Origin of the sequence: Gluconobacter sp. OJA, from assembly GCF_039638325.1 — a bacterium.
In the GTDB taxonomy this organism is placed as follows: domain Bacteria; phylum Pseudomonadota; class Alphaproteobacteria; order Acetobacterales; family Acetobacteraceae; genus Gluconobacter; species Gluconobacter cerinus.
Window position 1 is genome coordinate 2,044,314 of the sequence record NZ_JBDIWI010000001.1, and the last position, 13,227, is coordinate 2,057,540.

General features: G+C 58.0%; 8 protein-coding genes. 6 read left to right on the top strand and 2 right to left on the bottom strand.

Annotation, left to right across the window (positions count from 1 at the left end; translation table 11 throughout):
- Positions 1-1,578, top strand: coding sequence for a tetratricopeptide repeat protein (locus tag ABDK75_RS09295; protein ID WP_346005665.1), 1,578 nt, complete (start codon positions 1-3; stop codon positions 1,576-1,578).
- On the opposite strand, the gene ABDK75_RS09300 is transcribed toward ABDK75_RS09295, so the two are convergent.
- Positions 1,572-5,711 (bottom strand): translocation/assembly module TamB domain-containing protein, encoded by a 4,140-nt coding sequence (locus tag ABDK75_RS09300; protein ID WP_346005666.1) that lies wholly within the window; start codon positions 5,709-5,711, stop codon positions 1,572-1,574. The two genes, ABDK75_RS09295 and ABDK75_RS09300, sit on opposite strands and share 7 nt — an antisense overlap.
- Positions 5,711-7,822 carry a BamA/TamA family outer membrane protein gene (locus ABDK75_RS09305; RefSeq protein WP_211500145.1) on the bottom strand — a complete coding sequence of 704 codons (2,112 nt, stop codon included), beginning with the start codon at positions 7,820-7,822 and terminating at the stop codon, positions 5,711-5,713. The genes ABDK75_RS09300 and ABDK75_RS09305 overlap by 1 nt, the downstream gene beginning before the upstream one ends.
- 215 nt (positions 7,823-8,037) lie before the next feature.
- Between ABDK75_RS09305 and ABDK75_RS09310 the strand changes: the two genes are divergently transcribed.
- The 5 genes from ABDK75_RS09310 to ABDK75_RS09330 all read left to right on the top strand — a co-directional run bounded on the left by ABDK75_RS09310 (position 8,038) and on the right by ABDK75_RS09330 (position 13,215).
- Entirely contained in the window at positions 8,038-8,994 is a 957-nt protein-coding gene (locus ABDK75_RS09310; RefSeq protein ID WP_086634078.1) for a 1-acyl-sn-glycerol-3-phosphate acyltransferase, read from the top strand.
- Positions 8,995-9,235: 241 nt separating this feature from the next.
- On the top strand, positions 9,236-10,645 hold the full coding sequence (gene miaB / locus ABDK75_RS09315) for a tRNA (N6-isopentenyl adenosine(37)-C2)-methylthiotransferase MiaB (protein ID WP_083956298.1): 1,410 nt from the start codon (positions 9,236-9,238) through the stop codon (positions 10,643-10,645).
- The gene (locus ABDK75_RS09320) at positions 10,639-11,823 is read left to right on the top strand and encodes a PhoH family protein (RefSeq protein WP_046899571.1); all 1,185 of its coding nucleotides are present in this window, start codon (positions 10,639-10,641) and stop codon (positions 11,821-11,823) included. Before miaB ends, ABDK75_RS09320 begins: the two co-directional genes overlap by 7 nt.
- Positions 11,792-12,280 (top strand): rRNA maturation RNase YbeY, encoded by a 489-nt coding sequence (gene ybeY / locus ABDK75_RS09325; protein ID WP_064274062.1) that lies wholly within the window; start codon positions 11,792-11,794, stop codon positions 12,278-12,280. The genes ABDK75_RS09320 and ybeY overlap by 32 nt, the downstream gene beginning before the upstream one ends.
- Positions 12,277-13,215, top strand: a complete 939-nt coding sequence (locus tag ABDK75_RS09330) for a hemolysin family protein (protein WP_064274061.1) — start codon at positions 12,277-12,279, stop codon at positions 13,213-13,215. The genes ybeY and ABDK75_RS09330 overlap by 4 nt, the downstream gene beginning before the upstream one ends.
- The last annotated feature ends 12 nt before the right edge of the window (positions 13,216-13,227 follow it).

The window sequence follows — 13,227 nt, forward strand, 5'->3', positions numbered from 1 at the left end:
GTGACGGCTAGCCAAAGTACTTCTACGACAGACGGTGAGGCCCTCACCCGCGCTGAAAACGCCATACAGGCAGGCTATCCGAAACAGGCACTGGACATTCTGGGGCCACTCCCCCCGAGTGACGCCGTTCATCTGGCGAAGGGCCGCGCTTTTTTCCGTTCCGCTCAGTACGCGCAGGCTGCGATAGAACTTGAAGCCGCGAGCAAGCCTTTCGGCGGCCATGCCATCACTGCCCTCATTGAGGAAGCAGCCTCTCTCCGTCGCCGGGCTGATCTGCTCCTGCTTATCAAGGAGTGCCGTCGCCTCTCCCCGCAAGACACACGTCTTCTGGATGCCTACGGCACAATTCTGATGCATATGGGGCGCTTCGATGAAGCCGATGTCGCCTTCCGCGAGAGCCTGCAAAGACGCCCTAACGATAAAAATACCCTTAATCTTCTCGTCATGAACCTGACGGAACAGGGCCGGTTTGACGAAGCGTTGTCCATTATGGATGACCTGCGCCGCCAGCATCCGGAAGATTGGAAGATCGGCTGCAATACAGCTGCGATCCTCAACAATATCGGTAGGCTGGAAGAGTCAGCTAACGTCTATCGAGAGACCATTCCGCTCGCTCCATACGAACCAGCCCTGCGACTGAACCATTCCATTGCCATGCTCAAGAGCGGTCGAATGGCGCAGGGATGGACAGAACATGAGTGGCGCTTTGGCGTCCCCGGGCACACCAACCTGCCCAAAGACACCCTCCTGCCCAACATTTCCCCGACTCTCAATCTTCAGGGCAAGCGCGTGCTCGTCACGCAGGAGGAAGGACTGGGTGATACGTTGATGTATCTTCGGTACATCCCTGCGCTGGCACGAACAGGCGCAGTGGTGCACATCTGGGGATCTTCAACACTGGCAGATCTGTGCCGTCGCGTTGAAGGGGTAGCCGTTGTTCAGCATGGCGGCGAGGCCCCTGCTTTTGACTATCACTGCCCCTTCATCAGTCTTCCCCGCGCATTTTCAGCCACACCTGACGCCATGGGCGCTCCCGTTCCTTATCTGACGGCTGATCCTGGCAAAGCGTCTCAGTGGAAGAAATCCCTGAAAGCTGATCGTAATCTGCGTGTTGGTCTGGTCTGGGCCGGAGGTGCACGCCCGGAAAACACTGGCGCGCAGATGGTGGACCGTCAGCGGTCAATGCCTCTTGCGGCGCTGGCACTGCTCGCGAATGTAGAAGGCGTTACGTTCTACTCCCTGCAGAAAGATGACGCAGCGCTTCAATGCCTGGATTTCCCGGCCCCGCTGGTGGACTTCATGCCCCAGTGTCTGGACATGGACGACACAGCCGCCCTGGTGTCGTGCCTTGATCTGATTATCTCCGTGGATACGTCCATGGTTCATCTGGCTGGGGCGTTAGGTAAACCGGTCATCATGATGGACCGCTTCAACAACTGCTGGCGTTGGCTCCACGAGCGCGAAGACAGTCCGTGGTATCCACAGATGCGGATCGTCCGCCAGACTCGTTTCCGGGAATGGTCGGACGTCGTGACCCGCGTAAAGGTCCTTCTGGAAGACGCCGTTCAGGCTCAGTAATCAAATCCGTAAGACAGACCCACACTTGAGCCGGGATCGTTCTCTGGCGTGGTAAAGCCTGTCACCTGACCGCCCGTCCCGACTGTCGTATTGAGCTTCAGCCGCTTGGTCAGATCAATCTGGACCTGAGCCTGCGTACCGGAGCCAGAGGTGGCCTGTTTTGCGCCAACATACACGCCCTTCATAACATATTTGCCCGCTTCCACGCTGGTCCCACCGTTATCAACGCCACCGCCGCCACCAACAGCCAGTCGGTCCAGGCCAAGGGCATTCCGCACCTTCCCAAGTGGATCGAATGATGACCCGCCAGCAAGCTGTGCGACGGCGGCAGCAAGCTCTGCAAGCTGCGTCGTGGAAAGTGAATGGGCATCCGTTCCGAACAGCAGAATGGCCATGACTTCATCACGAGGCTGAGTCGGTACAGACGAGAAGTCGATCTTCGGCGCACTGGCATAACCCGTGACAAGAAGGCTCGCGAGTGTTCCCTTGGCATTACGGTCCGCACGGAAATCCAGTGTCGGGTCCAGCTTGTGATTGACGCCCGTTCCGTTGAACGCGACGCGACCATGCGTGAAGTTCAGATTAATTCCGGCCAGATTGAAGTTGCCCCGCTTGAGATCGAAACCGCCTGTAATGGACGGGGCGCTACTCGTGCCGCGCACATGCAAGCGGCCCTGCATTTCCGCATCCAGGCCATGGCCCTGGACCACAAACTGTCCCGGCGAAATTACATCAATCCCCAGCCCGATGATGAGGCTGCTGGTATTGTCAGGCGCTTTCTGCCCCGGCCGGACTACGTCAAGCTGCGCGACCGATGCTGGCATCGAGTTTGGAATATTGACCGTCACGCTTGGCAGGACAATTTTCCCATCCACATCCACGCGTGTCGTAGCCTGCCCGTGAATGTGCAGGTCCGTGTTGATGACAGCTGTTACAAGATCACTTGAGACAGGGCGGGCCTTGTCGGAAATAACCTTGATGTCCACCGGCAGACCGGGACGGAAAATTCCAACCGTTCCATCAAGTGCGATCGTTCCGGGCCCGGCGTGAGCCAGAACATGCTCTAGGGTAAGGCTATCGCCCGAGGCGACAACGGCACCATTGATGTCCGTCAGACGAACACCCTGTGCATAGTGGTCAAATGAAACGTTCTGGAGCTCTACACGTCCCGTTGCTCGTGGCTGGCTGGCTGTGCCGGCGACGTTCAGATTGATGCCAACCTGCCCTTTCGCCGCCATTCCGCTTGCACCGAGCACGCCATTGGCAACGGAAAGATTGACATGACCTGTTGTCGCCAGTGCAATCGCTCCCTCCTTGGAAAGGGGCGCCGTTCCCCGAACAGCCAAGGCAACTTTCGGTCCTGCTCCAAGCGTCACATCAACTTTGGCCGTCTTTCCGGCCAGACCGATATTGGCCAGAATTTCGGCTGCTGGCAGTGATGCTGCGGGGCCTGTCTGCATTTTCAAGCCATGCGCCGTCAGCGCGACAGTCCCGGTAGGAGCGTCAATCGTTCCCGCCAGATTGGCCTTCGCAGAAATGACACCACTTGCAGCAAGTTCGGGGGCAAAGGGCTTGGCTATGGCCGGGGTCAGTCGGTCAACTGTCGCCGTTAGAGCCAGGCGAGGTTTGATGGAGCCGGCAATATCAATCGTCGCGGGCGCAACACCCTGTGGGGCCAGTGTCGCCCGCAGATGATCGACCCCCATGATATCTCCGAAAGAGACATTCGCAGGGCCACCCAGCCGGATATACTCTTCCTTGGCCATTGCCGTCAGACGGTCCACACGCACCGTCTTTTTGGGCAGGTTTAGCAGAACCGCCGCATCCACGTTGGCCGGAGAGCCCATGACGTTCTGAAAAGCGCCATTCAGGGTCACCGCCATGGCAGACTGAGGACCTTTGACTGTGGCATGAGCCTTGCCGGTGATGTCCTGAGAGCGGACACCCGTTAGATCCAGCGTCAGATCTGGAGCGGGATCGTCAATCGGGTTGGAAATCGTTCCTTTTAGATTGAGAGCCTGCACACTGGCCTGAGCCATGGCGAGGGCACCGTCCAGTCCCAGCTTGACCTGCGGTGGCGCGCCCTGCGGTTCAGTCGTATGGATGGACAGCGCCAGATGACCTTTGATGGCCTGCCCAATCAGTCGCTGGAAATCCGAAAGATTTTTAATGCTGACGTCCAGATCGCCCAGCGGCACTTTGGCGCCATTTGGAAGGCGGAGTTTCCCCTGACCCGTCAGGCTGTTCCAGCTCAACTTGTTCAGATCGAGATGGAAAGCACCGTCATCCGTTTTCTGAACAGCTGTATCCAGCGCCAGCGGGGCATGATCCAGTGTTCCATGTGCCGTCAGGGTACCTTGCGGCCGGCCGGGCAAATGCTGGAAATCAGCATCCAGCGCGACTGGGCCCTTGGCGACATCCTTGGTGCCGAACTCACCCTCAAGCCCTGCTTTGACAGCCAGATCATCGGTAGGCCCATCAGCCGTTGCCGTCAGGGTCATGTTGCCCAGAAGTGCTGGGCTGGCCTGCCGCAGATCAGGAAGAGCAACCGTTGCTTTGGTTTGCATCGTGTTGCCATGCGCCAGATCAACAACCGCAGACACCAGAAGATGAAGCGCCTGACCGTCCAGACCAAAACTCTTCACCGTCAGAACATTGGCGGGTGACTTGCTGAGCTGAAGCGCCAGATGACCATCCTTGCCAATCAGATGGAGAGCCTGTGGCTGACCACCCGTAACAGAGATCGTCCCTGAGCTCTCGAGTGTCAGATCATCATGGTCGGTCACTGGCATGGCGAAGTCAGCCGCAAGGGCCGCGCTACCACTCAGATCCGTACTTCCGATCGCTGCAAGAGGATGCAGATCTGGCAGCGCCAGTGTCACATGCCCCTTCGCCGCTGGCTTGACATCAACATTGGCCGCGACGTGCATCAAAGGATGGTCAATCCTGGCGACAACCGGAAGTGTCGTTGCCAGAGGATGAGCCGTCACATCCAGTGTCAGAGGCGCCGAAGCCAGAAGCGTTGGCTGGCTTCCGGGAATCCGCAGGCCATCCAGAGCAGCTTGCAAATGTGCAACGGTATCTTCTGGCTTTGCGGCTTCCGTGCCGTCGAACGTCGCGTGCAGATGGCCGATGGATGCGCCACCCGCAGTCAGAGCATCAATATCCAGCAGCCCCTGTCCGGCAGGAGCCTTGAGCGGACCATGTAGATCCGTGTTCAGGGCAATCGCATTCCAGCCAATGCCAGGCTTCAACGTCATCGCAGGGGCATTGGCCTTGACGTGCAGGTTTGCGATGTTGGTGTAGAGATTGATCTGCCCAGTTGAAGATGCCGTGATCGGTCCAGCACTCAGGCCGAAATCAAGGGCCGCCGCCGTGCGGGGGCCTGCAAGGTTCAGATGCATGTCCACAGGGTCAAGCTGCGGAAGCTGTCCGAGTGTGGTTGCAAAGCCGTTGACACCTTCCTTGAAGGTAACGGCGAGAGCCAAACGATCTTTCGGCGTCTGGGCTGAAAGCGTAAGTCCCCCGGCCGCATCCAGACGGGCCAGTTGCAGGGCAATGTCCATCTTGGGGAGTGTCTGCATCGTCACGCCATTCAGGAATGGCGCGATAGACGCAATATGAGCGTGACCGTTCAGGCTGAATAGCGTTGCCTTACCCGTGAAATCAGGACCAATTTCGATCCGACTGACTTTCAGGACATCCAGATCAACCTGAATATTCAGCTTTGATGGGCTGGAACTGGCTTGGGTTTCAGTCGTCTCTGCCGTTGTGTCAGAAATTGGTTTGCGCAGAAGAGCGAGGCGGTCAGCGCTCAGAGCCTTGACGTGTGCATCCATGCCCACAAGGGACAGGGGCGACCAGCGAAGTTCAAAATTATCCAGTTCGAGCCAGACGCCCTTGCTGTCCTTCACTGCAAGCCGCGCAAGCTTCAGATGCTGCGGAAGCGCACCGGACAGACCAGAGATCTGCACCATTCCACCCGTGAGTGGACTGACCTTCTGTTCAATCAGGCGTTGGCCCGGACCGATGTTGATCCCGATAAGGACGACAACCAGCGCCAGAACAACCAGCCCGAGCGGAACGCCAATGACGAGAGAGACGATCCAGAGAATAATCCTGCGGGCGCGCATCAGAATGTCTCTCCAAGACCAATATACAGTTCCCATTTGTCGCCGTAGGCCGGTCTGTTCATCGGCAGCGCGACATCGACACGAATTGGCCCGATAGGAGTGAAATAGCGCACCCCTCCGCCATAACCCACGCGAAGTGTTCCCTGTCCGGGGCGGGAACCTGTGCCGACCTGTCCGGCATCCACGAACCCTGCCAGACCGAGGTTCATGGGCAGTCTCTGCCTGAACTCAACTGTCCCAGCATCCAGAGAGGTGCCACCGATCGCATATTTCGTGTGACCATATTGCGGGCCTACACCCTGATATCGGAAGCCACGTACTGTCGCCGGTCCACCCGCATAGAGCCGTTGATCTGGCGGGATCTGATACGTCGAAGCGCCCTGCACAGACCCAACAGTTCCACGAACTGCGATAACGCTCTTGCCCGGCTTCGTCAGGCCGATCTTGGCCAGATCGAAATAAGTGGAGACCTGCGCGGACAGTAGTGTGAAGAACGATGTTCCGTTCTCCAGCGACACAGAAGGTGTGGCAGACAGAGAGGCCCGAACACCATGCGTGGCCGGATCAATCGGATTTTCCAGCTGGGTGCTATCGTAGGCCGCACTGAGAGGCGCCGATACGATGAAGTAACTCCGCGTGTCTCCGAACTGCTGGATCTGCTCCTGCATGCCCATCAGGCCGCCGGACACATACCAGAACTTGCCGAGACGACGTCCGATGCCACCACGGATGAGGAAGGCGGTCTGATGATAGGAGTACAGAAGCTGACGAATAGCTTCGACACGCAGACTCAGGTTTTGGTTCTTATGCAGGAAGTCCGGTTTGCTGAAGTCCGCATAAACGTCATAGCCCAGCCCCTGCTGCGCTGATCCTCCAAGACCCGTAATAAGAGCTGTGAGCTTGAGCTGCTCTGCATTGCCCAGCAGATTATGGTGCGTCCAGGTTGCACCGGCACGCCCACCGAGATCCGTCGAATACCCTGCCTGCACCGCAACAGTGCGTCTTTTTGCTTCCTTGAAGCTGAAATTGACCGGCATGGCCTGAAGAACGCCAGGCATGAGCGTCTGGCTTGCGGGAAGTGTGATGATGGGCGGCGCGTTATGCACCTGAACGGAAGAGAACACGCCGACTGCTGCCAGATCCTGACGGGCAGCTTCAATCTTGGAGGGCTGGTAAAGCTGCCCTTCCCGGATCGTCAGACGCCGCCGCAGAAAGGACTGATGCACACGCTTGAGGTCATCCATCCCGATTGGACCGATGACAACCTTCGGCCCTTTCCCCACACGGAAGACGATATCAAGGGTCTCATCATGCGGTTGGAGGTAGGCCAGCGGCGTAGAGACATCCGCGACGGCGTAACCCTCTTCCTGCAACTGGGTCAGCAGGTTGCCTTGCGCAGCCAGAACGTCCGAAGCAATAGCGGGCTGGCCCGCCTTGAGCTTAAAGGCCTTCTGTTCATCAGATGTAAGCTCGACCGGCACTCCCTGCCCCGCAGCCTGCCCGGAGGTATCAACCGCTCCCATTTTATCGGCAGTCTGAGCTTTACTCGAGACCGGCGCCGCACTTCCTTTGGGGGATGGCGCTGTTTTCGAAGCGCCAGAAACGTCCGGTTGAGGCTCTGCTTTCGGTGGCGGTGTCGTCAGGATAATTTTCCCAAGGCGGAACTGGTTCCCCTTGCTGACGGAAATCGTGATGGTAACTTTGGCGTCTTTGGGAAGAGTGTTCAACACGTCCGGCACGGCCGGATCACGTCCGTCTAACTCTCGTGCTCCCGCCTTGATAAGAATTGTAACCGTTCCGGCATAATACCCCTGAGACTGCAGTGCCGTGTCCACACGGTCATAATCTGACCGGATACGGCCAGCGAGGGCATAGGGCCCGACGGCATGCGTATTCTGAAGCGATTGCAGCTGGGAGGACGCATTTACAGCGGCATCAAGATCAGCATTCTTCGTTGGCTGTATCGTGACCTTGTAGGGAACAGCCTGTTCAGCAGTTTCGCCGGCGACAGGCGCCGTATCTGCCTTGGCCTTGGGCGCATGACAGCAGACTGCCATTGCCCCAATGGCAAGAGAAAGGGAAACAGCAGATGAGCGACCGCGTGACTTCACCGGAGGTCCTGATAATCCGTTTTGAGAAATGATCGACCCCGAAGAGGCCGAACCACGAAAAGCGAACCGATCGGATGTGGCCGCATACCCTTGTGGCAGTACCCCACGACGCACTGTCAAGTCCATGACAGAAAGACCTTTCGAGGCAGGTATACAATGTTCGTAAGACAAACGAGATTGTCTCCAGCGCCTGAAATCCTTATCACTCAGCACCCATGCCCCATCCTGATGCTCAGCCACCACTCGGCCGCCGTCGCCATAACCGACCGATCATTGACGAAAGTGTCAATTTTCCGGCCGAACAGGCAACGACCCAGTTCTCTGCTTTCAGCCGCACTGCCTGTGTGGCAAGGCTTGCAGCTGTTCTGATCTGGGCATTCTGGGTCTCTATCATCCAGTTCGTACTCATTCGCCTTCCTGGCTCCGGCAAGATTCGGGTGCCTCGGATCTTCTGGCGCATGATCAGCCGTATTCTCGGCTTGCAGATCCGCATCGTCGGCACGAGAGCCGGAAAAATCCTGAACGCCAAGGACGTCCAGCGCGGAGAACGTCCTATTATTTATGTCGCGAACCATTGCTCGTGGCTGGATATCCCTGTTGTTGGCGGCACGCTTCACACTGTTTTTGTTGCGAAAGGTGAAGTTGGCTCCTGGCCATTGATCGGCACCATCTCACGGCTGGGCAGAACAATATTTGTAAGCCGCAACAGGCAGAATACTGGCAAAGAGCTACAGGAAATGACCGAACATCTCTGGAATGGAGATGACATCGTTCTGTTCCCTGAAGGAACATCAACGGACGGCTCCCGTGTTCTGCCCTTTCTGTCCTCGTTCTTTGCTGTCGCAAAGCCTGGACGGCTTGATCAGGCTGGCATGCCAAAGCCTCCACCAACGCTCGTCCAGCCTGTGTCTATCGTTTATGATCGCCTGGAAGGGTTGCCAGTCGGCCGCAGTCGCCGATCCGTTTTCTCCTGGTATGGAGACATGGATCTGACGCCTCACCTGTGGTCTTTCTGCCAATGGCGCTCGATGCGGGCCACAATTCTGCTCCATCCACCACTAGACCCGGAAAATTTCCGTTCCCGGAAAGAGCTGGCAAACGCCACATTCAAGGCCGTCAGCGAGGGCGCGGCAAAGCTCAGACAGGGACTTGTTCCTGACGACCAGAACTGAGCCCGAGTTATCTTTGGACCAACCCAAGGTTTGTCTTGACTTGCAGGGGAGCGCCGCGTCACTTTCAGTTTCATTGATGGGAGCAATTCAGCGTCCATCCGGAGATGGTGATGCCGCTTCAGGCCAGTCTGACATGCCGGTCCAGTCTCATGTTTGACCTTTCCTCTGTCAGGATGGGCTTGACCCCGCTGCCCGCAGCCCTGATGTGTGTGCCTGATATTGCCAGCCCCGGATTGAAACCTTGACCACCGAGACTTCCGCCTCCGCGCCCGCCCCTGCCGAACGTGCCCGTCATGGCCTGCATGTTATTACGTGGGGCTGTCAGATGAATGTCTATGACAGCGCGCGTATGGCGGATGTTCTTCGCCCGCTGGGATATGGCCCTGTCGACACGCCTGAGGCTGCTGACATGGTGATTCTCAACACCTGTCATATCCGTGAGCGCGCAACGGAGAAAGTTTTCTCCGAACTCGGGCGTCTGCGCAAAATCCGTGATGAGCGGATTGAGAATGGTCAGGATCGCAGCATCATTGCTGTCGCTGGATGTGTGGCACAGGCCGAAGGAGAAGAAATCCTTCGCCGTGCGCCGTACGTCGATCTGGTGCTTGGGCCTCAGACGTACCATCGCCTTCCGGAAATGGTGGCTCGGGCCGCACGCGCTGGTGGCGCTGTCATCGAAACAGACTTCCCGGCCGAACAGAAGTTTGACTTCCTACCCGCCGAAGCTGCGCCGCAATCTTCAGGCAATCTCACTGCCTTTCTGACCATTCAGGAAGGCTGCGACAAATTTTGTTCCTTCTGCGTCGTTCCTTACACGCGAGGCGCTGAAACCAGCCGCCCCGTTGCATCGGTCATGGCAGAAGCCCGCCGGATGGTTGCTGCAGGCGTGCGGGAAATCACCCTGCTGGGCCAGAACGTCAACGCCTATCACGGTGACAATGGCCAGGGTGGAAGCGCGACACTGGCTGAGCTGGCTGCCGAGCTGGGCCAGTTGGATGGGCTGGATCGCATCCGGTACATGACTTCACACCCGCGCGATGTGGACCAGAGCCTCATTGACGCGCACCGTGATAACCGTGCCCTGATGCCGTTCCTCCATCTGCCGGTTCAAAGTGGTTCGGACCGCATCCTGAAAGCCATGAACCGTGGCCACACGGCGGATGAATATCGCGAGAGTGTCCGTCGCCTGAGGGAAGCTCGTCCAGATCTGGCACTGTCTTCTGATTTTATCGTGGGACATCCCGGTGAAACAGAAGAAGACTTTGAAGCGACAATGCAGCTTGTCCGCGATATCGGCTTCGCCATGGCCTACAGCTTCACATATTCCCCCCGTCCCGGCACCCCAGCCGCTGGCCAGCCTTTTCAGGTGGCCGAAGACGTAAAAACCCGTCGTCTGGCAGAGCTTCAGGCCCTTCTGCGTGAACAGCAGGATGCGTTCAATGCAGACATGGTCGGCACGGTTCAGGATATTCTCATTACGGGGAAAGGCCGCAAGCCAGGTCAGCTCTCTGGCCGGTCTCCGTATCTCCAGCCCGTTCATTTCGAAGGGCCGGACCATTTGATTGGCACCATCGCCAAGGTCGCCATCACCACTCGCATGACCAACTCACTTGGTGGAACCCTCATCCGGGAGACAGCCTCCGCTTGCTGACAACACCCCCGACGCGCTCCGTCGCCGCCCCTGGTGGTACCGAAGGCAATCGCACCGTCGCATTGCGCTTCAATGACAATATTCTCCTTCAGAGACTTCTGGGAGATCATGACAGACACCTCGTCCAGCTTGAGGAGGGGTTCAATGTCAGGCTTTCATGCCGCGGCAACAAAATCGCCATTTCAGGCGAAACGGATGCCGTAGGCCGCGCTCAGGCGGCTATCGTTGCGCTGTACAATCAGCTCGAACAGGGCGGCACCATCGACAGCTCGCAGGTTGATGGTGTGATCCGAATGACTGCGCTGCCTACACGGCATCACGAACGCCAACGCGCTGCTGTTCCCCCGGCCCCACCCTCCAGGCAGCAACAGCCTCGTCGCGAAGCAGGTCAGCACAAACCTGCCCCTCAAAATTTCCAGACCTCTCCGACGTCTGCTCCTCTGACCGATCTTCCGGCCATTCGCACCAAGCGCGGTGTGATTGCTCCGCGGTCTCATGGGCAGGCCGCATACATGGAAATGCTTGGTCGGACTGATCTGGTTTTCGGAATTGGGCCTGCCGGAACCGGCAAAACCTATCTGGCTGTTGCTCAGGGCGTTGCCATGCTTCTTGCCGGACAGGTGGACCGGATCATTCTTTCCCGCCCGGCTGTTGAAGCCGGCGAGCGTCTGGGCTTCCTGCCCGGCGATATGCGGGAAAAAATCGACCCCTATCTTCGTCCGCTTTACGATGCCCTGAATGACATGATGCCGGGTGACCAGGTCGTGCGACGGATGGGCACGGGCGAGATCGAAGTTGCCCCGCTGGCTTTCATGCGCGGCAGAACGCTCGCCCATTCTTTCGTCATTCTGGATGAAGCCCAGAACACGACCCCAGCCCAGATGAAGATGTTCCTGACCCGCATGGGTGAAGGTACACGCATGGCTGTTACAGGTGACCTCAGTCAGATTGATCTGCCCAACGGGGTATCATCTGGGCTAAGGGAAGCCGTCGAGACCCTGGAAGGTATCAAGGGAATCGGCATCACTCGCTTTACATCCGTTGATGTGGTGCGCCATCCGCTGGTCGCCCGTATCGTCGATGCCTATGAACAGAAAGCGCCTGCCCCCCTGGATAATTTCCGGGATCGGCCGCGCCGGGATAACAATGGAACCTCCAAGTCGTCACGCCGGTACTGACATCATCATCGAGGACGCCAGATGGCGCTCCTCGGTCTCTGATACAGAGCGCACGATCCATCGTGCGCTCACCGCCGTCGCCCGTCAGGGTGGCCCGGATTTCAGCCGGTCTCCTGCTCCGTCGATTCTTCTCTCGACAGATCGGATCGTAAAGCGGCTCAATGCCCGCTTCCGCAACAAGAACAAACCCACGAACGTTCTGACGTTCGAACCGGTCTCTCCCCTTCACGGCGGAGACATCATTCTGGGTTACGAGACAGTCCGGAAAGAAGCGGATGCTGCCCATCGCAGCATGCGCGCTCATCTGTCCCATCTCGTGGTTCATGGGGCCCTGCATCTTGCAGGATACGATCATTATCTTCCCGGCGAAGCCCGGGACATGGAAGGGGTTGAAACCCGCACGATGCGCCAGCTTGGTTTTGGCGATCCATGGCGACAGGCAGGAAGACGGGCATGAGCGAAGACATTACTGACCGTTCAGACGACGGTAGAAAGAATTCCCGCGGATTGTTCGGACTGTTCGGCCGCCGCAACCGTGATCAGGGTCTGCGCGAGTCCATCGCTACACTTGTCCACGAAGCCGCCCAGCCTTTCGAAGAGACGGGAGATGAGCCGGAACTGGACAGGCAGGAACGTGCCCTCATCATGAATGTCCTGCGCTTGCGAGACATCACGGCAGATGACGTGATGATCCCCCGCGCAGATATCATTGCCATGTCCGAGAGCATCTCCTTCAACGATGCCCTGGATCACATGCGTCGGGAAAACCATTCCCGTATGCCGGTCTATCGCGGCCAGCTCGACGATATCGCCGGCATGATCCATGTGAAGGATCTGGTGGCGTATGTTGATGACCCTGAGGCGTTCGACATCCGGCCGCTTCTTCGTCAGCCTCTGATGATTGCTCCGACCATTCCGGTGCTTGATCTGCTGCTACAGATGCGTCAGCGCCGGATGCACATGGCCCTCGTCATTGACGAATACGGCAGCATCGACGGCCTCGTCACGATCGAAGATCTGATCGAGACGATTGTGGGTGATATCTCGGACGAACACGACGACCCTGTCACGACCCCGTGGGTAGAACGCGCGGATGGCTCTTTCGATATTGATGCCCGTCTGCCCGTCCGTCAGCTTGAGGAACGGCTGGGGGCTGTTCTCACGGATGCTGAGCGCGAAGCCGAGATCGAGACGGTTGGTGGACTTGTCTTCCGTCTGGCGGAGCATGTGCCAGCAAAAGACGAAGTTCTGACCCATGAGAGCGGGCTGGAATTCCGCGTTCTGGATGCGGATGCGCGCCATATTCGAGCATTGCGAATGCGAGTACCGGAAGGCTGGGAAAAGAAGCCCCTGCCCGATACGGGACAGCAAGACGACGAACGCGGGTCTTGACGTCTGAGCCAG

Bases quoted from the DNA above. Each gene is read 5' to 3' on its own strand.
- ABDK75_RS09300 (WP_346005666.1), bottom strand. From the start codon at position 5,711: ATGCGCGCCCGCAGGATTATTCTCTGGATCGTCTCTCTCGTCATTGGC.
- ABDK75_RS09330 (WP_064274061.1), top strand. From the start codon at position 12,277: ATGAGCGAAGACATTACTGACCGTTCAGACGACGGTAGAAAGAATTCC.
- ABDK75_RS09310 (WP_086634078.1), top strand. From the start codon at position 8,038: ATGCCCCATCCTGATGCTCAGCCACCACTCGGCCGCCGTCGCCATAAC.
- ybeY (WP_064274062.1), top strand. From the start codon at position 11,792: ATGGAACCTCCAAGTCGTCACGCCGGTACTGACATCATCATCGAGGAC.